The 23,475-nt window shown below is 57.5% G+C and carries 13 protein-coding genes; 7 read left to right on the forward strand and 6 right to left on the reverse strand.

What is annotated here, in order from left to right; all coding sequences use genetic code 11:
• Positions 1-279: 279 nt before the first annotated feature.
• From VNM72_09085 to VNM72_09095, 3 genes are all read right to left on the reverse strand, one after another.
• Entirely contained in the window at positions 280-1,173 is an 894-nt protein-coding gene (locus tag VNM72_09085; protein ID HXF05557.1) for a BtpA/SgcQ family protein, read from the reverse strand.
• A 685-nt stretch (positions 1,174-1,858) separates the two neighbouring features.
• Complete coding sequence (locus VNM72_09090) at positions 1,859-2,095, reverse strand: type II toxin-antitoxin system PemK/MazF family toxin (GenBank protein ID HXF05558.1); 237 nt, start codon at positions 2,093-2,095, stop codon at positions 1,859-1,861.
• A 671-nt stretch (positions 2,096-2,766) separates the two neighbouring features.
• Positions 2,767-5,979 (reverse strand): carboxypeptidase-like regulatory domain-containing protein, encoded by a 3,213-nt coding sequence (locus tag VNM72_09095; GenBank protein ID HXF05559.1) that lies wholly within the window; start codon positions 5,977-5,979, stop codon positions 2,767-2,769.
• 66 nt (positions 5,980-6,045) lie between these two features.
• Between VNM72_09095 and VNM72_09100 the strand changes: the two genes are divergently transcribed.
• Positions 6,046-6,192: a hypothetical protein gene (locus VNM72_09100; protein ID HXF05560.1), complete on the forward strand. Its 147-nt coding sequence runs from the start codon at positions 6,046-6,048 to the stop codon at positions 6,190-6,192.
• A gap of 295 nt (positions 6,193-6,487) precedes the next feature.
• On the forward strand, positions 6,488-10,147 hold the full coding sequence (locus VNM72_09105) for a hypothetical protein (protein ID HXF05561.1): 3,660 nt from the start codon (positions 6,488-6,490) through the stop codon (positions 10,145-10,147).
• Positions 10,148-11,838: 1,691 nt separating this feature from the next.
• Here VNM72_09105 and VNM72_09110 read toward each other — a convergent pair.
• Positions 11,839-13,641, reverse strand: coding sequence for an ATP-binding protein (locus VNM72_09110; protein ID HXF05562.1), 1,803 nt, complete (start codon positions 13,639-13,641; stop codon positions 11,839-11,841).
• Between the two features lie 836 nt (positions 13,642-14,477).
• On the opposite strand from VNM72_09110, the gene VNM72_09115 reads away from it, so the two are divergent.
• Positions 14,478-14,654 carry a hypothetical protein gene (locus VNM72_09115; GenBank protein ID HXF05563.1) on the forward strand — a complete coding sequence of 59 codons (177 nt, stop codon included), beginning with the start codon at positions 14,478-14,480 and terminating at the stop codon, positions 14,652-14,654.
• Positions 14,655-15,962: 1,308 nt separating this feature from the next.
• Here the strand turns inward: VNM72_09115 and VNM72_09120 are convergent.
• Entirely contained in the window at positions 15,963-19,025 is a 3,063-nt protein-coding gene (locus VNM72_09120; GenBank protein HXF05564.1) for a CHAT domain-containing protein, read from the reverse strand.
• Positions 19,026-19,293: 268 nt separating this feature from the next.
• On the opposite strand from VNM72_09120, the gene VNM72_09125 reads away from it, so the two are divergent.
• From VNM72_09125 to VNM72_09135, 3 genes are all read left to right on the forward strand, one after another.
• Positions 19,294-19,767, forward strand: a complete 474-nt coding sequence (locus VNM72_09125; GenBank protein HXF05565.1) for an ATP synthase subunit I — start codon at positions 19,294-19,296, stop codon at positions 19,765-19,767.
• A gap of 109 nt (positions 19,768-19,876) precedes the next feature.
• Positions 19,877-20,746, forward strand: a complete 870-nt coding sequence (gene atpB, locus VNM72_09130; protein HXF05566.1) for a F0F1 ATP synthase subunit A — start codon at positions 19,877-19,879, stop codon at positions 20,744-20,746.
• A 399-nt stretch (positions 20,747-21,145) separates the two neighbouring features.
• Positions 21,146-21,466 carry an ATP synthase F0 subunit C gene (locus VNM72_09135; GenBank protein ID HXF05567.1) on the forward strand — a complete coding sequence of 107 codons (321 nt, stop codon included), beginning with the start codon at positions 21,146-21,148 and terminating at the stop codon, positions 21,464-21,466.
• Between the two features lie 245 nt (positions 21,467-21,711).
• Here the strand turns inward: VNM72_09135 and VNM72_09140 are convergent, their stop codons facing one another.
• Positions 21,712-22,386: a molybdenum cofactor guanylyltransferase gene (locus VNM72_09140; protein ID HXF05568.1), complete on the reverse strand. Its 675-nt coding sequence runs from the start codon at positions 22,384-22,386 to the stop codon at positions 21,712-21,714.
• Positions 22,387-22,675: 289 nt separating this feature from the next.
• Between VNM72_09140 and VNM72_09145 the strand changes: the two genes are divergently transcribed.
• Positions 22,676-23,473: a sugar transferase gene (locus VNM72_09145; protein ID HXF05569.1), complete on the forward strand. Its 798-nt coding sequence runs from the start codon at positions 22,676-22,678 to the stop codon at positions 23,471-23,473.
• Positions 23,474-23,475 lie beyond the last annotated feature (2 nt).

Genomic DNA, 23,475 nt, shown 5'->3' on the forward strand with positions numbered 1-23,475 from the left:
GCTTCTCCATCCCGGTCGAACCGGAGGTGATCCGGTCGGTGGTGCAGACCTGAGGGGGAGCGGATGACATGAGGATCGGAAACGGGTATCCACTGACCCTCGAGGGGAGCCGATTTCTCAGAGCATTCACAGTTCGGAGCGACGGCGCAAGACCAGTCAGGGGACTGACCTCCACAGCCGTGAGATTTTTTGGACACAGCGGTGTGTCCGGGAGACGGGGAGGTGATTCCGTGGCGAAAGAGTGCACCATGAACCAGGAGCGGAAGTCACGCTAGCCCGCTATCGGACGGGCTTGCCAGGAGGAGGAGACTTACGAGGAGATCCGCGACGTCCTGCGGGTGGAGTGGAACCCGCAACTCCGGTAACACCCGACTCCTGCCGCAGACGGCGAACAAGACGCATGAACGCCTTCACACGCTCCCTGTCCACGGGACGATGCACGACTCCATCCTGCTTGAAAAACGTACCCACGATCACTCCATCAGCTTCGTTGAGCACGCGCGCCACGTTCTCGACCGTCACTCCACTGCCGACGAGCACCGGTGTATCGCGAGCGAGGACCTTCGCCTCCCGGACGAGTTCAAGCGGGGTCTCCTGTCCCGTCATCGCTCCGGAAAGGATGATCGCATCGGCTCGCCCCCGCTCGATCGTCTCCAGAATCTCCTGCGAGAGATCGCGCGGGGCAAGCGGCGCCGAGTGCTTCACGGCGACATCAGCGAAGACCTTCACCGGGCTTCCAAGCATCCGCCGATCGCGCAGCAGAAGATGCGCCGCTCCTGCGATCACTCCTTGATCGGTCACACGCACACCCGTGTAGATGTTGACTCGAATGAACTCCGCGCCGATGGCTGTGGCGATGGCCAGCGCACTGCGCGCATCGTTGCGCAGGACGTTTATACCAAGCGGCTTGGCGAAAGACCGCTTCACTTCCGAGCCGAGCACAGTTAGAAAGGCCACCGTATGAGGAGGAACGCGGCGAGGATAGTACGGTGCGTCGCCAAAGTTCTCAAGCAGAAAGCCATCCACGCCCCCTTCGGTCAGCGCTTCCGCATCGGCCAAAACGCGCGCGCACACATGCGCCCAATCCCCATCGAATCCCGGTGACCCCGGCAAAGCCGGCACATGGAGCATGCCGATGACGGGCTTCTCGACTCCGAAGATACGGCTCAGCATCACCGCGTCGCTCAGTGTACGATGCCTCACCTGAAGGCGCAAGTTCCACACTCCGAATGCAGGAACTGCTCAATTCGAGAAGGAGCGATCAATCCGGGAGCTTAGCATGGAAATGGCATGGGGAGACAGGGTGTAAAAGAAGGCCTCACGACAAAGGAAGAGGGGCCAACGAATCCGGAGCCCGGACCAGCACAAGATCGCTCAGTATGCCCAACGAATGCGTGATAGGCGGAAGGGTCTACAAATTCTGGTGATGGCGATTTTCCTGGTAATGGTCTGCAGGGGGCCTGGGAGCACTGGCATTTTTCAGCAATGGGCCAGAGGGCGTGGGAAAAAGTCCTCAACGGGTTTTCCCATCATCAGGCCAACGCGCGGTTTGACCTTCGGCAGGTTCACCCGGAATGGATAACGGCCAGCACCTCTAGTACGATCATTCTAGGCCAACGGCGACTTCTACCACACAAGTGTCTCAGGTGCTGCCACATGTAGCCCGCGTCCAGGAGCGCTATCTGAAGGAATCACCGGGCTGGCATCACGTTTACAACCAGTGACGAGGCATCAGGATTTGACAGCGTGGCAGAGGCCAGAAGTCAAATACAGGCACTTCAAAGCCCTGATGCGATTCGCAGACACGCCTCGACAGCCTGTAAATCGCGAGGCGTCAACCGGCCCAGCTTATGGATGATCAACTTTCGATGTACCGTCGCCAGATGAGAACGCGTCCAAGAAGGTTGCTGTAACCCTGCCGCCTGCCAGTCCTACAACTGATAGTCAGTGACCGCTGAGTCTTCGGCAGAATCGAAGTGAGACCCACAACGAGCAACTCGTCCCAGTCATTGTGATAGATGTCCGTACTGATGACGACTGCCGGACGTTCCTTTTGCCCTGAGGCATCGCTGAAAGGAAATTGAATGAGGACCACATCCCCCGCTGATAGGGATGCCGCACTGCCATGATTACTCCTCGGAGCCGTCCCAGTGCTCAGCGCTCAGATATAACCATCCAAGGCTTTCGGCCACCCGATACAACTCATCCTCTTCGACCAGTCGCTGCAGGATCAAAGAGCCGAACGTGTTCGGTGGAAACTTGGATGGGCCTAGGGATCGGTGAATTGTCAACAGACCTTGCTCGGCCCAGGCCTCAATGATCTGAGGTGAAACGCCGATCCGAGCTGCCGCTTCTTCTACAGAGATCATAGCCATTGGTATCACACCTCTTCGCCTATTTCATTCTGAGCCAAACCGGCGCTGAGATCAACGCACCATTTTTCAATCTGAGCCATCCGGAGTGATCCCCATTGAGGGCAGGAGGGACTGAGTGGCATCAAATTCCCGTTCCCGTGCTCACGGCATATCCTCTCCCTGATTGAGTTGCTCAGCTCCCGCAATGGTTCCTGAGGCGTCCTTGACGAAATCTCCCGTCCGCCTCTTGGGATCGAACCAGATCCGACTTAGAGGTCCTTTTCGGGAAGTCCCAGAGAGGATGACAGAGGCAAAATTATCGTCCGAACAGCATGCGCTCAACCGAGTCCGAAAAGTAGCGGTGCCACAGGAGAGGGGATCCCACCGGCAACCGGGATCCCCTCGATGCTCCTTAGAAGAAGACCTTCACTCCAAATTGGAGGATGCGGGGATCGAAGGCCGAGGTGATCACCCCAAAGAGCGGCGTTCCCACAGTGATGTTCGGCCCACCGAAATTCGTTCGATTGAAAAGATTGAAGAACTCCGCGCGAAACTCCACGTACGCCGTCTCAGTCAACGTCGTCTTCTTGATCACGGAGAAATCGAAGTTGCTGAATCCGGGGCCGATGATCACGTTTCGCCCCGAGTTCCCGAACTCCCCGACCGGCGGCACCAGAAAAGCCCCCGTATCGAACCACTGTTCCCGTCGTCGTTTATCTGCGGGCAGATTCCCATCGCGAATTCGATTGGGGCGATCCGTCAGCCCGCCGGTCAGGCTGCGGTCTCCGGAAACGCGCGGCGTCCAGGGCGTCCCGCTGGCCAACGTCCAAATCCCTCCGACCTGCCATCCGCCGATCAGCTTGCCGAGGAATCCCGAGACGTTGGCAAGGTATTTTTGCCCGGGGCCTAGAGGCAGCTCGTAAATGCCGGTGAACGTCGCCCGATGGCGCTGATCGTAATCGGAATGGGCTCGCTCTGCCCGGAGATTGCGCGGATCCTGCGGGAAGAACTGTTCGCTTGCACCGCCCACAGCACCTGGCGAATCATCAATCGAATGCGAGTAGGTGTAGCTCCCTATGAGCAGAAGACCTCGGGAGAGGCTCTTCTGCACATACAGTTGCAGCGCATTGTAGCTGGAGTTGGCGTGGCTGAATGTCGTCAAAAACGTCCCCCAATTCGGGAACGGTCGGAAGTACGGCGCCTTCGGCGTCCCTGGCACCGCTCCTTGATTCACCCACTTGATGTTGTCGAGATTGGTCCCCTTGTTTCCCACGTAGCTGAGATCCATTACCAGGCCCTCCTGGAACTGGTGCTGAATCCCGAAGCTCCACTGCTGGACGTACCCATCCTTGAAGTCAACGGCCAGGTTCCGACCACCGGGGACGCCGACGACTCGCCCTTCCGGGAATGGCGCCTCGAAAGCGAGCAAAAGCCCTGCCGCTGGATTCGCGCGAAACGTCTCGTCCACACGAAACGGGATATTGTTCCAGGCGAGGAAGATACCGTTCCAGAGGGCGAGGTTGTAGTAAATCCCATATCCCGTGCGCAGCACCGTCGTCCCCTTCCCCGTCAGGTCAAAGGTCAGTCCCAAACGCGGTCCCCAATTTCGGGTCGTGTAGGGGTAGAGCGAGCGATTGCGCCGACCACGAAAGCCATTGTTCGGATCCCCGGCGATGAGGATCTTCCCGGGCTGTGGTGGGTCGAGATACCCATCGGGGACGAACACGCTCATGCGATTCTGCTTGTCCACAAACGGCTGATACAGTTCGTAGCGAATCCCGTAGTTTAACGTGAAACGCGGAGTCACCTTGTAATCGTCTCCAAAGTAGAACGCAAAGAGCGTCGAACGCGCATCGGCGCGAGGGATCCCCCGCGTCCGTTGAGCAACCTGCGGCAAACCGAGCAGGAACTCCGGCAGCCCCGTCGAAGCTCCCGTCAGGAAGTTGGTGAAGGTGAAGACCCCGCGATTGAAGGCCAGCACGCTCACGTTATTGAACTGAAGCGGACGAATATCCAGACCGGCGCGAAACGTATGCTTCCCTCGAATCGCCATGAGGTTGACGACGATCTGCTCGGAATTCTCCACACGCTGTTCGGGGGCAAACGAGAGGTCTCCGATCGTGGCGAACCCACTGATGCTCACGCTCGGATAGCCGTCCAGCTCCGGTGAGAGTGGTAGCAACCCCCGAATGCCCAACTGCTGCGTTCCCCGAAACTTCCCCACCTGTTCCGACGTGTTCAGGGCACGCTCTCGGTTGTACCCCAGGCGCACCTCGGCGATCAGCGTGGGACGGAAAGTGTAGGTGTTCACAACGGCCACATTCTGAACCGTCAGCTTATTGAAGAGCCCAAAGCGCGGGATCGCTCCCGGAGTGAAGTCATCCGTATCGGACCAGGTGTAGCGCGCGAACAGGCGCCAGCGATCCGAAACGTTATGATCCACGCGGATGTTGAACAAATCTCCATCGAGCCGCCGACTTTGAAAATTGACGAAGTTCGGTCGCTGAAAGGGCGCATTGGGCAGCGGATAAAGGGCGATCAAAGCTCGAGAGATCGGATGGATCCGATCCGATGGGATCCGATTGTTCGGAAAGGGTTGTCCCGTCTGGGGATCCAGCACGGGTCTCGGATCGGCTGAAAAATCTCCCGCGCGCTCGGCCTCCGTGGGCACTTGAGCTGTCGCCGTCACTCCCCGTCGGAACCTGAGCCACTCCATGCTGGAGAAGAAAAACGCTCGATTTCGGACGATCGGTCCTCCGAGCGTCCATCCGAACTGGTTCCTTCGGAAGGGGGGTGGCTCCTCCAGATCGAAGAAGTTGCGAGCATCCAACACGTCATTCCGAATGAACTCGAAGAGATTGCCGTGGACCTCATTCGTACCCGACCGGGTCGCCACATTCACCTGCCCATTGGAGAAGTACCCGTACTGCGGATCATAGGGAGAGGTCTGCACCTTGAACTCCTGCACCATCTCAATCGAAGGCTGCAAGCTCGTGTTCCGAAACCGGAATCCGGAGGATTCAACGCCATCAATTAAGTAGCTGTTGTTGCTTGCCCGCCCTCCGCTCAGTTGCAGCCCGATGTTGTTCGGTCCGGAGCCGCGCAACGTCACGTGCGCCTTGACCGCGGGAGCTGCTCCTGGCACCAAATAGGCGAGCTGCAGATACTGTCGGCCATTGAGCGGCAGCTCCAGCACCTCGCGCCGATTGATCACCGCCCCAATGTTCGCATTCTCCGTATTCACCAAAGGGACCTGACCGACAACGATGACCTCCTCCCTCACTTCCCCGGGCTGCAAGACGATGTCCAAACGGGCTGCCTGCGCAACTTCCAAGATGATCCCGCTCTGCACGAATGGGCGAAATCCCATACCCTCGGCCCGAAGCACATATTCCCCCGGCAGAAGATTGAGGACTCGATAAAGCCCATTCTCATCGGTGGTCACGGTTCGCGTCTCGTTCGTCCGCATGTTCCTCACCGTAATCGTGACGCCCGGGACGACCGCGCCTTTCACGTCCGTGACGATGCCCGTCAGAGAGGCCACCGTCGTCTGTGCCTCAGCGTGACAGAAGAAAAGCAACAAAAGAACGAGCGGATGAAAGATGCGCCACCTCATCATCGCCATAATCTCCCCTCCTTTCGGAGGGCGATCCTAGTTCCATTGGCCCGGGAAGTCAAACGAGAAGGCTTTATGGGATTGATAAAGATTCGTTATGTGGTCCGGGGATCACCGGTGGATCGCTGGAAGGAGCGCCGCTGGCATACGCTATTTCGTAGCCGAAGCGATGGCTACCCTCCAGAGATCCTCGGTCTGTTCTATATCCCGTTGCCACGGTGATGGAGGTCGCCGGGCCGATGGCCAGACCATTCGCTCGCCCCAGCCGACCATTGGCCATTAGCCCGAACGGGGATTCAACCCGCGGCCGGTATCAAGTGCTCCTCGCAAGCACTCTAACCAGTGAGAAGGCACAATTCAACGTGCGTTGGGAGCTATGAGGAGGTGTTGATGTCGCTCGGCAACGCCCGGAACCGATGAAAACCTGGGAGCGACCGCTTCCAGCGGACTTGGCCTTCAGCTCTACCGAGCACGCCGGAGGCGTGCGCTCCGGGGCATTTTCGGAGGAGAAAGCATTATGTGGGACCGACGACGGAGAAGCGCTTTCCTTTTAACAGTCATCTTGTGTCTTGCACCTCTACATGCAGCCGCTGAGCTGGCGGCGAACGGCGTGGTGCTTCAGCTTTCGCTGGCCGAGGGCAGTCCTTCGGACATGGAGGTCGAGCGCAACCAGCGCGATATCAGCATACTGAGATTGAAGCTCGAAAGCACGGGCGGCGAAGCCGCGGTTTCAGCTCTCACATTATCCCGACAGGGCACACCTTTGGCCTCTCAGGATTTCTGGAAGGTGTCCATCTTCGATGAAAGCCGCACCCCCCCGATCGAATTAGCCAGCGGCGATTTCGACATTGACCAGCAACTCAATGAGACGCTAATTCTGCGCTTTCGCTCTCCTTTGCGCATCAGTCCGAGCACTCCCCGCGTCCTTTTGCTCAGGGCCGATATCTCTTACAACGCCACACCGGGCGACACCCATCGTCTGGAGATTCGCTCGTTGGAGACGCAGGCGGCGGTAAGGGGGCTGGGCTTGAAGAGCGCCGAGATTCGCATACGGGATTTTTCCTGCTGTGGCGTGGGAGAGCCGACGCGCGTCCTCTGGGTGAGCGAGCAAGGCCGCGACACCCATGACGGCCGCAGTCCCCAACGAGCGTTACGGACCATTGCCGAAGCGGCTCGACGTGCGCAAGCGGGGACAGCCATTTACGTGATGCCGGGAATTTATCGAGAAGAGAACATCGCTTTTGCCCATGACGGCACTGAAGAGCGTCCGATCCTTTTGACCAAGGCTCCGAACACTGATGGTGCGGTGGTCCTGAGAGGATCGGTGCATGCTTCTGATCTGGCCTGGGAACCGGTCAGCCCGGGCACCTGCCCCCGCCTTTTTCCCAACGCCCTGGGAGACTGCTTGCTCGGTCGGATTTACTCTACGTCACTCACCGTCACCCCGGACATGGCCCCGCGTTTTATCGTGGAGCTGGATGAAGCGGGGAATTTCCTCAGGCGGTATCCTCTGGCCCGCGAGCCGGATTGGACGGTGCCGCAGGATACTCCATGGAAATACAACCTGCTGTGGTGGACGGCTAGTGGGAGTGAGAACACCTACTCGAGTCGCTTTTTGACCGATATAGAAGATGACACCACCTGTGAGCCGAACGATGAGTGCCGGTCTACAGAACACGGCAACTTGACCTCCGACTTCTTGGGCGATCTCACTGGCGCGCGCATCTACATTGATGGCCGGGATAGCTATGTACAGGAAGCCGTCATCAAAAGTCACAATCGCCGAACGGGGACGGTGGAGCTGCACCGCCCCCTTCTGTCGGATGAAGATTGTGCGTCTGGCCGCCTCCCCCGGGACTATTGCTACGCTAATCCCATCGCTGACTATGGTGGAACGTATCCGCCCTTTGGCCGGTGGTCCAAATACTACCTCGAAGACAAACCCCAGTTTCTCGATAGCGAAGGCGAATGGTGGTATGACAGGGCTAATCGCCGCCTCTATTTCTTTGCCCCCCGTGGCGTCAATCCCGGAACGCTCAACATAGAGATTTCCGTCCGTGACTCGGCCTTCATCTTCGGGGGCAAGTCGCACATTGTGCTGGAAAATCTGACGGTGGAGTATTACAACGGAAACCTTATCCGCGTTTCCAATCTTTCCATCCCCAGGGAACAAACGCGAAATCTGATCTTTCACAACCTGAAACTCCGCGGTGGGTTTGGGGGAATCTCGGTTGACGCCAGTTACGGCTGCTGGTTGCGGCAAAACTGCGACCCCCAACGGGACGTCCCAACCGACAGAGAATACAACATTGATGGGGTGCGAATCGAAGGCTCAGAAATCGCTTGGATGGACAATGCCGGGATAGACATCTCTGCTTACGATCATCTGTACTACTCCGACGTGTTTCACTACCCGCTGATCCGAAACGTGACGATTCGAAGGAACGCCGTTCACGATGTCTATTTGCACCGCAGCGCGCCTTGGGGAGGTGGCACACCCGGAATCCGCTTTTATCCGGTAGCGGATCAGGTGGTCATTGACGGCAACCACGTTTACAACATTGGTAGTGAGAGTGTCACCTTTGCGGAAACGGTGGTTGTGCAACGTGAGACAAAGGTTGGGAGCCTTTTGATCGCCGACAATGTAATTGAAAAGGCGTGCCTCCATGACGGCGACTGTGGGGCATTGCGGTTTTGGGGCTGGCCTCATGATATCTTCTTCGAAGATGTGCTGATCTACCGCAACAAGATCATGAACACCTTCGGGTGGGATTATTTGGGGTTCCGAAATAATATTCGGAACTCTTGGCCGCCAGAGTACGCCCCCTACGCCGGCGGGGTAGGCAATTACCTCGATTGGGGGACGAACATCCACGTTTTCCGCAATATCTTTTTTAACAACGGGACCGGCATCGGGCCCTTTGAGGGCTATCGTCTGGGCCGCGTCTATTACTTCAACAACACCGTCGTCAATAGTGGTCGTGGGCTTTCTTTGGGCTTTATAGGATCCGAGGGGGTGCCTCCCGACAAGGAGACGGTGATCAAGAACAACATCTTCGTCGCCAGCGGGGAGTGGGCCGGCGAGATTGCCGTGCTGCGCCGGAATGAGCAGGAGAATTACACCTACCAGGACCTGGATTACAACCTCTATTACTCCTACGGCTTTCTCCCTGACACGGAGACCAGGCTCCACGGCCTAGCCAAGGTTGCGCGCTGGACCCGTCGTTCCTGTGACGGAGAGGTAAAATGGTGCTGGGATGGCGACGATGTGTATGGGAGTCTCAGGGAGTTGCGAATGGCGATCCCTGTCTGGGAGCGGCATGGGCTTGGCGACGTCAACCCAATGTTTCGGAATTACCCAACAAACTACGAACGACACCGAGGCATCCTCAACTACACGGCATCCGATTTCGTCGTGCCCGACTTGCGGCTCGCGCCCAATAGCCCGGCCATTGATCGGGGGACCTCGCTGCATCCTTCGCTCAAAAGCTTGCTGGATCGGTTTCGGATTAAAGACAAGCCCTTGGGCCGGGGATATGACCTTGGGGCTTTCGAGTCCATTCCTCCGTTGCCGGCTTCCTCGCCCGCGGTCGCTTCGAGTTCTGTCCCAACAGCTACCGCTATCTCCGCTGTTGCTTCCACCGTTCCGCCTTCAACGGGCGACTCTGGATCTGACACCAGGATTAATTGCACCAGTAGCCCGAAGAATAATTCGGCTCTCCGGGTCCAGATGTTTCGCCGCTATTTTAGCGCCATTAGCAGCTCCATTCGCTCGGTTCAGCCAGACGCTCAAACCGGCGCCAAGCCTGGAACGATAACAATCCCTGGAAGCGTGTACTCCCGGGTTTTCATCACTGATGACGTGCGTGGAGCACAGGCACGATTCCCTGGACTTTCGCACAGCCACTCAAGGCAAGCGGATCAGTTCGCGAAAATCCAGCGAGGGACGAACGTCCGTTTCCGTTCCCACGATCCGCCCTCGGTGATCAACCCAATAATAATTCGAGCCGCTTTCCACCTTGAACTCCTGACCGGTGAGCGGGTCAACGACGTCTTCCACACCCAGCATAGCATTAGACCGTCGGCGACTGAGTTCGTCCTGCACCGACTGGCGGGTCCAGTACGTGTTGGAGATGATGTTGGAAATCTCTTGATGCGTTCGGGTGACAATCTGTGATGTAGCCGCCGTGAGATGCTGCTGCATCTGAACCCACTGGGGATTCAGTTGGAACGTCGCGAGCAGGTGCTCCAGTGCCGCTTGTGCCTCGGCGACTCTGTCACTTGTGCTGAGGTAGCCGTAGAGTAGGTCCACATTCCATACCGCAATCTGATACGCTTGCGATACTTTGGTAGCCGCGAAATAATAACCGTGCAGCGGCTGACCTTCCCGACGACAGGTGAAGGCGACTTCACCTGCCGTCCACCGGGTCGAGAATCCCGGCGCGCTGTATTGCCGCGCGATGGCATTGATGGCCTGCACGGCTTCGGGGCGACCGCGCGCATCAGTTATCTTCGCCTCCGTGCAGCCCCGCGCCGCCTTTGTCAGAGCATACTCCCGAGCAAAGTCTGTCCCCGCAACGTACTGCCTCACCATGAACGTGACGCCATACCCTGGTGAGTACCACGAGCCTTCACGGAATCCCGTCCATTCCAGCATCTGATTGGGAACGGCAAACCCCGGAATCTCCGCATCCCCGCCGGTGATGCGAATCTTCCCATCGGGGGAAGTCACCTCCAGGGCCGGACGGACGTCAACTGAGGCGAAGCGGAACAGGCCACCGCTGGCCTTCCACCCTTCGGGAATTTCCACACTGAAGGCATTCTCGCGGGGATCCTGCCAGGTCACGTAGCGAAGGGGTCGCGGCTCCTCCGCTGGCGCCCCGATGAGGCGAAAGCTTTTCAGCAGTGTGGCGAACGTCTCCTCGTTCTGGCGATAGGCCGACCGGGGAGCAGCGAGCCCATAAACGTAGGCGGCTGTCCCCTTCGCGCTGGTGATCCAGGTCAGGAGCCCCATCGCCAGCCGATCCTGTTGGTGTCCCTGCATCTGAAGGGTTGTCGAGTTCACGGACTGTGGGGATTGCCAGCGGACATCGGGCCAGAATTTGACCACGAGATGCCGCAGCATCGCCGGGGCTGCCCGGGCCTCGAGCGCTCCAAAGATGAAGACCGGCCAGATGACAACCTGTTCCCCTTGATCACCTGCAATGAGAATCCGTCCCGACGAGCGATCCACCTGAACCTTCCAATTACGGGGCAGCTCAACGGAAAAACCGGCGGTATCTTCGAACTTAGTCCATCCCCGGGGCCGCTCGCTTCCTCCCTGACCGACAGACCAGTCGCCTCGACCCGCATGGTAAGCAATCCAGGCACCAAGAACAAAAGCGATTCCAAGAAGTCCCCACTTCGCGGATGGTTTCATCGTCGAAATCCTCCTTATCACCACGTGCGTCGCCGTCTTAATCTGCTTTGGCCGTTCGCCCTTCTCCCACCCTCACGGAGCTACCATTCTAACGTCTGGCAATTTCTCAGGCCATAGTGCAGGTTCTCTTGTCAGCTTCTTGTTCGTGCTTTGAGTTCTTTTGGCTCTCCGGTTTTCTCCGAGAAACATCGAAACTCAACTCATAAACTCGAGGGGGGCCGGGGGCGTGATGGAGTCGGTCACGCCACCATTTGCGAACTTCTCTCCGGAGATGTGCGCGACTTCGCGAGGATGTTTTCGGTCACAGCGATGGATACTTCCCTACCCTGGTGCCACTCGGCTTTTTACGCCACTGTTTCTCGCTCCCTTCTGGAGTGAGGCCTCGCCATGACTTTTGTCGGCGTCACGTGCACCTGCGCGAGCCTCCCTCCTCATGGCCCGGAGGAGTTTCACCAGCAGGGGCCGTAATCGTCCATGTAGTCCTGTCGTACGACATTGTTTTCGCCTTTATCGGGAGCCAATCGCGAGCGAGCCGAGGCGATATCCAGGCAAAGCCGCACGGTGCGACTGAGCGTGCGCAGATCATAAGGCTTATTCAATACACCAACGGCTCCCATCTGGAGCAATTCCGATGCTACCTCATTCCGACCATAACCGGTGACAAACAACACCCGTGTATTCGGACTCACCTGCCGCAACTGTTCCAGGACATGCCGACCGTTCATCCGGGGAATCACCAGGTCCAGCAAAACGAGATCAAACTCCCCTCGATACCGACGATAAATCTCAACGGCCTCCGACCCATTCCTCGCCGTGAGCACCTCGTAGCCCAATGACTCCAGCAGCTTTTGTTCCAGTTCGAGAACCATCGGCTCATCCTCGACGACCAAAATGCGCTCGGTGCCTCGAGGGAATGTATCTTCCGGAAGCGAAAGCTCCGCTTTTTCAGCTACGGCCGCGCGGGGCAAAAAGATGTGAAATCGCGATCCTTGTCCGACGTTGCTCTCAACATCAATCCACCCGCCATGCTCCTGCACGATCCGGTTGACGATAGAAAGCCCCAATCCGGTCCCTTTCCCCTTCCCCTTGGTGGTGAAGAACGGTTCAAAGATGCGCGGACGGATCTCCGGGGGAATCCCTTGACCGGTATCGCTGACGGTGATCCGAACAAACGACTTCATCCGGCCAGTTGGAGAGCCACTGTTATCTCGCTCGGGGACATCCACCAGCTTTGTCTCAATCTCCAGGCGGCCACCGTTGGGCATGGCATCACGGGCGTTGACGGCCAGATTAATGAGTACCTGTTGCATCTGTGCGGGATTGGCTTCGACACACACGGTCTCCGCGACGGGCGCCACGCGAACCTCGATGTTCTCCGGCATCATCCGTTCAAGAAAGACCTTTAGTTCATCCAGGCAGTCGCGCAGACGATAGGTTTCGCGTGGCGCGTCTGCCGGGCGGCTCAGGACGAGCATCTGTCGCACCAGTTGCCGGGCGCGATCACACAGTCGCAGCATCTCCTGCCACTTGCGTGACAGCGGATGCGAGCCCCCCATCTGCAGCCGGGCCAATTCGACGAACCCAATGATGGCCGCTAGAAGATTGTTGAAATCATGAGCCGCCGCACTGGCCAGCATCCCGATGGTCTCCATCTTCTGAAGGTGAATATGCTGCTGCTGGAGAAGCTGGCAATGCTGGTGCTCCCGCTCGCATTCCAACGCAAGCCCTAACCAGCGAGCAACGATCTCCAAGATCCAGACCTGCGGCTCGCTGAATTCCCCCGGACGGTCATCCAGTGCCCACACTACCCCCACTACTTCACCCACGGGGGTACGGATCGGCGTCCCAATATAAGACTCGATCTCCCAAGCTGTCAGCAAGCGATTCTCAGGAAACGCCTGATGTACTCCCCGGCAATAAAGCAGCGTCTGTTTCTGCTGCAGAACCTGAGCGGAAGGGTCATGCTCCAGCTCATAACGAACGCCGTGCTTGAGGTTGCCTCGCTCATAAAACGCCAGGACTTCAAGAGCGTCACACTTACCCTTGCACTCGACTCCGGGGACTACTTCCTTTGGCGACGCCTCTTTCTCGATCTCTATCACCGACGGATCGACACCCACAAATACATATTTCATCTCCAGAACATCGGCCAGAAATTGAGCGGCCCGATCCATCAGGACATCCCGTCCCGCCTCCATCATCACTTGCTGTAGGTGAAGCAATTGCGTCTCGAACCAGTCTCTGTCAAACATAGGCCTATCCCCTTGTCTGTGAAAATCACGGCTTGAGCACGGGCTCGGGCCGTGAAAAGCCATATTGAAAATTTCATCACCATCGGATCCACTGACAACACGAGCACTCCCCGGAATGCGCGGGGAGATCTGTCTCCTTCTGTGTCGCCTTTGACTCACTTGAGAGCCTTTTTCCGACAGCATCTTCTTCCATTGCATAGAGCTAGCGCTGCATTCGCCCTCCGGCCATCTCTCCGCGAGCACCGGCCAGAGGCTACTACGCCGGCTTTACCCTTTTTGCCCCTCTCCTCCATGCACCTAATATATTTTGCGTCCCGCCATTTTATTTGAGGCCGGGGAAGATTTTTTGAAAAAAATTTTTGCTCCCCCCTCAAATAAAATCGCCCGACGCAAAATATATATAGGGTGGATGAGGGCTGAGACCTTTCTGGGACAATGGAGCAAACGTGGGCTCAGGAGTGACAACTTACAGCTTCCAAGCGTGCTTGTGGCAGCCTCACTCCCCCCCCAATTCCGCATGGCTGCCCCCCTACAGCTCAGAAAAGGTCTCAGCCCCTTTAAGATTTGCATTCGATCAGCAGGCTCGTTCTGGAGTTCGCCGCCCTTTTTACGAGAATCGCCCATGCGCTCATGCATGCCACGAGGAAGTGAAAACGAGTTCGCTCAACGGATAAAAAGGCCACCCGACAGTTTATTCGTTGGGATGATCGAAGGGGTTAGATTGAGTCAGTACAGCGCATGAAGCTTCGGGCTTTCAGCCTGTAACAGATTGCAGTTATTCATCTCAGATGCCCCCCACCAAAACGAACCAAACCACAAAAGGAGGAGGATAAAAAATGACACTCATGCGATGGATCATTCTTGCGTTGCTCATGAATCTGTTTCTGGCTCGTCCCGTTTTTGTTCCTCGCACCGATCTTCAGCCCATCGGCCAGGGGAATCAGGTGGAGGCAACCACAGATCCAATTATCGGCCCTGGATGCTGTGTCATGGGCCTTGATTGCTGCAAGTAATTCCTGGTCAACAGCGCAAGATTTTTTGACATTTGCCATAAGCGCGGGGTGAGGCGGCGGGCAGTCGTTACTGGCTTGCATTCGGACCGTTAGGCCAGTTAGGGTTCGGATGAAAAGGTAAGGAGGCTCCGACCGGTTTAGGCGCTTCCGCATCCGGTTCAATCGCTCAAAGGTGTGAATGGCCCGGCGGTCCCGTCATCGTCCTGAGGTGGGCTGCCCGCGTGCGCGTTTCTGGAGTTTACCCGCGCTCACCCCAGGCCAGATTCGGACCGCCTGTTTTGCGGGCTCTCGAGCGAAATGGGGATTGACCTTTGGGCAAAGCCAACCCAGTTCACGCTGACGTATTTCCTACTGAGCCTGCAAGAGCAGGCGTTCGAGTCTAGCCTGAGGCGAAGTCCTGAGCCAGGCCCCATCAGAGGTTGATTTATTCCTTGAGCCTGCATCAGCAGGCAAGCAAGTCTAGACCGAAGTGAAGTTGTAAGCCGAGGCTCATTCAGGTTGTCGTGTTCCGTATTGAGCTCGCGGCAGCAGGCAACCGAATACAGCCTGGGGCGAGCAAAAATCGAGCCCCAGGACACCGGCCCCACCCAATTCACCCCAAGTCCCATAGGGGGCCGGCCCATCGGCTGACGCTCACGGGCCAACGGAGAACATCATGCCCTTTGTCCTAATCCCCTTTGGGCCGCCCGCTCGTGCCCCATCCAGATTCTGACAGCCCCGGAAGCCCAAGATAGCGGGTGAGAAAATTTTCCGACACTACGGCTCGCGCGATCTCATGAGACCCCCTGTGCCCTTAACTCAACGGCATAAGTCCTTCAGTTGTCCCCAATCGAGTTTGAGATTCGACAGCTATCGTCCTCTTCATGAGAAGCCCTCTCATTGTGGATGATGCTACAAAGGCCACTTTATCCCCCTGGCCGCGCAGGCAGGACGTAAGAAGGCGGACGCATCTAAAAACTAACACTGCGTTGAGGACGTGCGCAGGTAAAGCACGAAGAACGCTATAATGGCAGGCCCGCTCTCACTCGCAAGATGCGAGCGGCAAGGGTACGGGCAATTGAAAATCTCTACAGGTCCTCCTGATCCCGCTTGCACCTCGCAGGGGAATTTCTGTGTCCCTTGTAAGATTAAGACCCTGTCCCTCGATGACCAAACATGTCGCTCCTGACGGAGCTTGCGGCCCCTTGCAGTATACACATGTCTCCCCTGGACCGGAGTTCGCTGTCTGGAATCGGCAGATCAGGCTGAACCACATTCACGCCTTGCACTACAGGTGGTAAATTCCCAGGGGGATCTTCAACACCCGCACTACCGCGGCGATCCGATGAGCACAAACGGAGCCCAGGCAACCGGCCATGCTCCCCGACGGAGAAATTCAATCTTGGCCCGTTGTAACGCCCGCGCAGGACCGAGGCCGGCATCGAGCATCCCCCGATAGAACGCCGCCATCAGCCTCTCCGCCGAAGGATCCTCCACTTTCCACAACGATCCGCACACGCGGCGTGCTCCAGCGAGCATAAAGGCCCGGCTGAGCCCGATGACTCCCTCGCCGGATGTCATCTGTCCGACTCCCGTCTCGCAGGCGCTCAACACGACGAGATCGGCATTAATTCTCAGTCGGGCAATTTCGGCTGCCGTGAGCACCCAATCATTTTGTCCCTGGTCGCCGCTACCGGAAAAGATGAGCGCAGAGAGTTCCCCATCTTTTTCGTCAGCAACTCCATGCGTAGCCAGATGCAGCACGCGATAGGTTGAAAGATCGGCTCGGGTGAACTTTTCCTTTCTCGCCTCTTGTCCCAGCCACAACGTCGGCCGCCACCGTCGTTGTCTGGCCAGGCGGGCGATCTCCACAACTTCCTTCCTCGTTGAGGGAATTCGCTGCAAGCCTGAGCGCAGTCGGGACGGGTCGGTGATTACGCTGAGGGAGTTTGCCTGTATTGACGACGTGACCTTCACCCACGAAGAGATGTTTCTAAGAAGCGAGGTCAACAGCGTTTGGAAGCGCGCCGTCAAGGCGAGATGTTGGTCCCGCTCGCCGATACCGCGTTGCTTGGCGATGTCCGCCCCACCGGAAGGCGACGACTGTCGGGGTATCGGCTCGCCGAAAACGGGGTCGCCGACAAGCAGTACCTCTTTTCCCGCTTGCATTGGAGGACGGCGGTCAATCTCGGCCAGAACCGAGATGGAGGGCGCGTAGGTTACAGCATGATCCTCGATGAGGTAACGCGGAGCCTGCCCGTGATCATCAGGCCCACTGCTGACGAGGGCTTCAAAGGCAAGGTTGTGGAGCATCCGATCCGGTACGATGATCAGGTCGCGGCCGCGAATTAGATCGGCGGCCGGCTTCACCAGCATCCTGTAAAGCTCGTGGGCAATATGCAGATAATCGCGCCACGCTTCCGCCGTCCGCTCGTCCGGGTTTACCTGGCGGCGAATTTGCGCCCGCCATTCGGTCACCGCCTTTCCGATCGTCGCCCAGTCGGGCAACTTGAAGAGGTATTCGCCCTGGCGCGTCAGAACGATGAGAAAGCTCTCCTGAATCCCCAACTGATAAAAGAGAATAGCCGCGTTGGGATAGGCGGCGAGATAGTGCTCGCGGACCTCCTCGGCAGTAAGAGGCGAAACACTCGAAACCTCCAACCCGCCGGCCTGAGCCCTCAATTGGGCCCCCAACTTCAGCCGCTCGGCGATAAGTCGCTCTCGCTCTTCTTTGAGCCGGCCGATATCAGCAACATCAACGCCGATGCCGGAACGGGCCAGCACAATCCGCCGTCCAAAAGCAGAAATTTGCTCCAGAAGCTGCTGCTCCTGCCCGAGAAGTTCGGGATCAACCGTTGGTCGTGACTGCCGATTCAACGCTGCTAGATGTACAAGAAGCGCGCGGCTCCGACTGCGTTCAGCAAAATTGAACGCCTGGCGGATGTATTCGCGGCTCGGCTGCTTTGTATTCAGCGCGTTCAGAATTCGGAGAATCTGTACGGAAATGGCCTTTGATTGGGCCAGGAAATCCTGTCGTAAATCTTCGGCCGGTTCGCGCAACCAGGCCGATTCGGTCGTGTGCCAGGCTTCCAGACACAGGCGCAGAGCCTCTTCGTAATTTCCCCGAAGCATCTCGCCCGTGGCTTGCGTCTGAAGCGCAATCCGTCGCGGCTCCGGATCCTCATCCTCAGACGTGGTGAGAGCGGCGGCTTCGCGGGCAGCGTGAACCATTTCGTCCAAGCGATTGAGTTTGTAGTAGGTCATGCTCATGAGCGTGAGGATGGAGATTTCCTCCGCCCGATGACCGAGGCGATGAGCCGCCTGACGAGCTTCCTGAGCTAACCGCAATCCCTCTTCAAATTTCCCCGTCGCAGCCAACCCCCACGCGAGCGTGTAGGTGCTTCTTACCTGTTGGGATGCGCTCACCTTCTCCCGCAGCGTGTAGGCGCGGTGAGCATAGGTGAGGGCTTTTTCCTGATCCTGACCGAAATAGAAGCCATAGAGCGAGGCGTAAACGCGCACCAAAGCCGAAGGCGATCCCGACTGTTCGGCCAGGTTGAGGGCCCTGCGGTAATGAAGTTCGGCCAGGTCGCGCTTCTGAATGACGTGATAGAGATCGCCGAGTTGAGCGCGAACCATAGCTTCTGCTTCGCCGGCGGCACGAAGTCGAGCGCTGAGTGTCAACGCCCGTTCCAGTTCGCCAAGCGCCTCATCATAACGGCGTCGGTCGGTGAGCATGGTTCCCCGTTCGAGGGCCACGGCCCACTGACCAAAGAGAAATCCCGCCTGTTCGGCGACCTGTCGGCTACGGGCGAAATAGATCTCGGCCTGTTTCCATTGACGCCGCTCGCGGAAGAATTGACCCAGCGCGAGATTAAGCAAGCTGATGGCCCGCTGGCTGCGGCGTTGTTCGGCCCATTGCCGACCGCGCTCGTAATAGGCCCGGACGCGGTCTTCATCCCAGGGCCTTGCATGGTGACCCGCTCGCAATGACAGGCGATAGCTTCCATAATGATCGGCCATTGCCCCGGAGACGATCACCGTATAGCGCCCGGTCACAGGCAGCGTCGTGCAAATCTGGGCGTTGAAGAACCAGCCCTCGTCATCGTTCCAGGCAATCTCACGACCTTTGGGATCGAGCAAAACGAGGTAGGTGTCGAACTCGTAGGACTCAGCCGTGAGAGTAATCGGCTGGCCTTGCTGACCATCGAACCGCCAGCGATGTTCGTGCCCGAGCGGAGGCCGGCGCCTCAGCGGATCGGATTCCGTGAGAACAGCATCGTAGTGTTGGTCGAGGTGAATGGTGAACGGGCGATAGGGGACATGATCTCCCGCCACCGTACAGATGGTCAGAAAGAGCGTGGAACCAACGAACCTCCGACCAACTCTCACGACCCGCCCTCCTTCACTCTGCTCACGCGCGGCTCCCGATGATCGGCTTACAGCTCACCGAAGGTTTGGATACGTCACCTCTGCTCTCGTCATCATGAACAGTTGGAAGCTCTAGCTTACCAAAGCGAGAGACATCTTGCAACCGTTCAGTGAACAAGCAAGTCCTGGAGCCATCGGGCTGAGATCCTCGCCCAACGAGCCAGCAGCGAGCAACCATTAACTCAGCATGACCCCCGCCAGGGCAACCCGGCAAAGCCCAGCGGGACCTATGGACAAATCACAGGGGGCACAGTATCATTCCCGGCCTTTGAAAGTCGTCATGGGGACGCCTGTAATAGTCGAAGAAGACGCTCAGGAGGAGCGTCTGCGGCGACGGTTGGAGCGCAATACCTGGCTCGTCTTCGGAGGGATGGTTTTTGTGGCAGCCGTCGGCGGGGATTCTCGCTTGATCCTCGGGGTGATCCTGGGGGGTCTGCTTGGCTGGTTGAATCATCGTTGGTTGGCGTCGAGCTTGAAGGCCGTTCTCGCTACATCGGCGACAGCCGGGACCATTCCCCAACGTCAGGTTGCTTTGTTCGCCCTGCGACTTATTGTTGTCGCCGGGGCAATTGCCCTGGCACTCTGGAGCAGGCATTTTCATCCGCTGGGTATTGTTGCCGGATTCTGTGCCCTGATTGGTGCTGTGATGTTGGAAGCGGGGTATCAGCTTGTCCTTATTTTAGCGGGGAAGGACCAAAAGTAACGCAGGCTTTCCAGTCCGCGGAGGTAGCGAAAGCGCAAGCTGGAAAGCTGGCGCTACAGGTCGCGCGGACTTTCCCGTCTGCGTCTTTGGCCGCAGGGAGGGGAGAATCATGCCGAGTATGAATCTTCTCGCTCTCATGCTGAGTGTAGAAGCTGGTGAAGGCAACGCAGCTCATCACGTCCCATTCATCGCTGAATGGGTCAACCATGTTTTCGGTCCCGCCGTCTATCGCCTGCAGCAAGCCATCATGCCGAAATTCTACGGGCTCTTCGGAGCCGAATGGCAAGGCAATCCCGACATGCCCATACCCACGCATATGGTTATGTTTTTCATCGCCGTGTTTATCACCACGGTCGTTCTTCGACTCCTGCGCGGGAAGCTGTCGGTCGAAAATCCGAGCCATCGGCAACAATTCTTCGAGCTTGTCATCTCCGGTCTGCGCGCGCTGATGCGCGACATCATCGGGCAGCACGGAGCGCGTTATTTCCCGGTGATTGCGACGTTCGCCGTGCTCATCGGGACCTGCAACCTGATGGGGCTCATTCCCGGGCTGGAAGCGCCGACGGCCAACTATAATGTTCCGATCGCGCTGGCTCTTCTCTCGTTTCTTTACTACAACTACGTCGGTATCCGGGAGAATGGGGTGATCGGGTACCTCCGCCATTTTGCCGGGCCGGTTTTAGCGATCGCGCCGCTTTTCTTTCCCGTGGAAATCATCAGCAACTCGGCGCGGATCGTGTCCCTCTCGATGCGACTTTTCCTCAACATCTTCGTTGACGAGACGCTCGTGAAGGTTTTTTCCCAGATCATCGCCTGGGGGATTCCGGCCATCCTCATGCCTCTCGGTTTATTTGTCGCATTGATGCAGACCTACATTTTCGTCCTGCTCTCGATGATCTACATCAGTGAAGTCACACATCACGCCGAGGCGCATGAGATCAGTACCGTCGCGCCCCTTAGTGCTGAGGCGGAAGCATAGCCGAAGCGTGGAACACAGGATGTATGCGGAGACGATTCGGACGAGGTCACGGAGAAAGTGACCGGGATTCACCGCAGACCGAGGTTGGGTCGTGCAGGTGGCCGATCTCAACAGTGGTCCCCCTCGTGCCGACTGATAGGGGGTTTTCCGGTGCATCTTGTGTTCTACGCTTCGGGCGTAGCAGGAGCGGGCTTGAGAGCCACGAGCGCCCGGGCGAAGCGTCTGCCGATTCCCTCCCCACGGAGAGACGGAGTGATGACGGTCTCGCCCACGGGGCTCTGAGTACTACTGCCGATGTCGCATGGAGCTCACGTCGTAAGGGGGTGGCGGGAGTATACCTGGCATCGGCGCAATCATCTGCTCCAACCGGCTCCTGGACATTACTACAGGAGGAACATCATGACTCACATCAGGCGATTTCTCATCATGGGTCTGTCATTGCTTCTCGCCGCACCGTCGGTGCTCGCTCAAGCTGAAGGGGCACAGACCGGAATCACTGACACGACGTTCAAATATCTGGGCGCAGCCTTTGGCATCGCCATTGCGGCGGCTGCCGCAGCGTATGGCGACTCCCGGGCTATTAGCGCCGCCTGCGAAGGCGTTGCGCGAAATCCCGGAGCGGGCGGGCGCATTCAAACCATGATGCTCATCGGCGTCGTCTTTATCGAGACGCTCGTGCTGATCACTTTCGGTGTCATTTACGTGGCGCTGGTCGCCTAACATCGCACCGAATTCTGGGGGAGCACGACCCGTGAGAGCTGCCGGGCGTGCTCCCACATCTTCGAGAAAAATTTCCTTTGTCCTTACGTGGGAGCCCCATCCGAACCCGCTTGATCTTCCACAAAGAGACCCGTTACCTCGCTCTGCGGGAGAGAACATGTAGTTCATCTTTTCAACCCTGAACCCGTCACCTTCCCTAACATGGACTATGTGCACAGCAGGGATGAATCCGACGGGCGAGAAATTCAAGGTGAACGGGGCCCCGCTCGCAACGCGATCACCTGTTGGGCGCGCCGGTAATCGTCTGGCGTGTCAATATCCAGAAAGAAATAGGACGCGCCGGGGAGGCTGCATATCTCAGCAAATGGGATGAAAGAGACTGTAAGGGCCAGAAGCAGAGAGCGAAGGCTTCTCTCTCCCTTGCGCAAAAGGTCACTCACCACGGGCAAGCACGTTCGGGAATAAAGGGCGCACAGTGGCTGAGGCTGATCCACGGCATCTCGGGGAACAACAGCTTCGCATCCCGACCAAGCCCGTGTGAGAAGAAGTTTCAGAAGATCTTCTGTCACGAACGGAAGGTCGCAGGCAAGATTCAAAGCCCATGACGTGGGACAGTGCGTGAGAGCCGTTGCCAGACCTCCCAGAGGGCCACACCGGGGTTGTAGATCGGGCAGGATGGGGAGTTGAAGGAATTCAAAATTCTCCGGATCATTGGCGATAACGATGATTTGGTCGGTCACCCGACGGGCAGCCTCAACAACATACTCGATACAGAGGTGAGAACCGAGCGAGAGACGGGCCTTGGCAAGACCCAGGCGCCGGCTCTCGCCGCCCGCTTGGATGAAAGCCGTAACGTCATGGGCTGAAGCACCGGCTTGGGAGGGAGAATGAACGGTTGCTCCTGGCTCCTTCATGCTCATAACTGCGGGGAAGCGTTCAAGGCGGCATCTTACCGGGTGGCGATCCCAAGGTCAAGCGTGAGCTTTCGCCCACAATGGAAAAGTAGCATCCACCGCGATCCCGCTGCGCGACAACCCAGATACGTTGCTGCTACTGCCTTTGGGGCTATCCTGGTGATCTGAAAAACCTGGTGGCCGTATTCGCCAGACGGCCCTATAGCCTCAGGCGCCTTAGGCGAGACAGGCAACTAATTGGAATGGTATTAAACCGAACCCAGTTCGCCACTATTCTGTTGAAGAGGCGGAGTGAATGAATTCAACACATAGTGTTAAGTTAAGTAAGGTGGGAGTGGTCGTAAGGGTTGAGAAATGGGAGAACGTATGGAGGCAGGTCCGATTTCCTGCTCTTCCGTCCAGGTCCAACATCGCGGAATTAACCATCGTTCAATCTCCTGTTGAATTGCTGACCGACATCCCAATGGTCGCCCTTTCGCCGGTATCGGTCGAAGAGGTAAAGCTCTGGGTGAAACGGGTCGGCGATGCAGTCGGTGCCCTACTATTGCTTATCATTTTGTGGCCAGTTTTCCTGGTGATCGCTGCGCTCATCAAACTGACATCAGCGGGGCCAGTCTTTTTCCGGCAAGAGCGACTCGGATTGAACCGACGCCCGTTCATGATATGGAAATTTAGGACCATGGTGCCCCAGGCGGATAAGCAGGAAGCTGAGTTACTTCAGGCACATCGTGGCCTCTTTTTTAAGATTCCGGACGATCCCCGTGTCACCCCTTTGGGACGCGTGTTACGCAAATACAGCCTCGATGAACTCCCACAGCTTTTCAATGTTCTCAAAGGAGAGATGAGTTTAGTCGGTCCCCGGCCGATCCGCGACATTGAGCTTCGTCGGTTTCAGACCTGGCAGCAGCTTCGACGATTCAGCATGAAGCCCGGGTTGACCTGCCTGTGGCAGATCAACGGTCGGAGCAACACTTCCGACGAAGATCGCATGCGGTACGACCTGGAGTACGTTGAGAACTGGTCGCTATGGCTGGACATCAAGATTGTCCTGAAGACCATTCCGGTCGTTTTGCGCGGTGACGGAGCTATGTAGGA

This window comes from Blastocatellia bacterium, assembly GCA_035573895.1.
Taxonomy (GTDB): domain Bacteria; phylum Acidobacteriota; class Blastocatellia; order HR10; family HR10; genus DATLZR01.

What these genes read in the sequence shown, in the direction of transcription:
- VNM72_09135 (HXF05567.1), top strand. Translation starts at nt 21,146, where the DNA reads ATGACTCACATCAGGCGATTTCTCATCATGGGTCTGTCATTGCTTCTC.
- VNM72_09110 (HXF05562.1), bottom strand. Translation starts at nt 13,641, where the DNA reads ATGTTTGACAGAGACTGGTTCGAGACGCAATTGCTTCACCTACAGCAA.
- VNM72_09140 (HXF05568.1), bottom strand. Translation starts at nt 22,386, where the DNA reads ATGAGCATGAAGGAGCCAGGAGCAACCGTTCATTCTCCCTCCCAAGCC.
- VNM72_09085 (HXF05557.1), bottom strand. Translation starts at nt 1,173, where the DNA reads ATGCTGAGCCGTATCTTCGGAGTCGAGAAGCCCGTCATCGGCATGCTC.
- atpB (HXF05566.1), top strand. Translation starts at nt 19,877, where the DNA reads ATGCCGAGTATGAATCTTCTCGCTCTCATGCTGAGTGTAGAAGCTGGT.
- VNM72_09115 (HXF05563.1), top strand. Translation starts at nt 14,478, where the DNA reads ATGACACTCATGCGATGGATCATTCTTGCGTTGCTCATGAATCTGTTT.
- VNM72_09100 (HXF05560.1), top strand. Translation starts at nt 6,046, where the DNA reads ATGGGATTGATAAAGATTCGTTATGTGGTCCGGGGATCACCGGTGGAT.
- VNM72_09125 (HXF05565.1), top strand. Translation starts at nt 19,294, where the DNA reads ATGGACAAATCACAGGGGGCACAGTATCATTCCCGGCCTTTGAAAGTC.
- VNM72_09095 (HXF05559.1), bottom strand. Translation starts at nt 5,979, where the DNA reads ATGGCGATGATGAGGTGGCGCATCTTTCATCCGCTCGTTCTTTTGTTG.
- VNM72_09105 (HXF05561.1), top strand. Translation starts at nt 6,488, where the DNA reads ATGTGGGACCGACGACGGAGAAGCGCTTTCCTTTTAACAGTCATCTTG.
- VNM72_09145 (HXF05569.1), top strand. Translation starts at nt 22,676, where the DNA reads ATGAATTCAACACATAGTGTTAAGTTAAGTAAGGTGGGAGTGGTCGTA.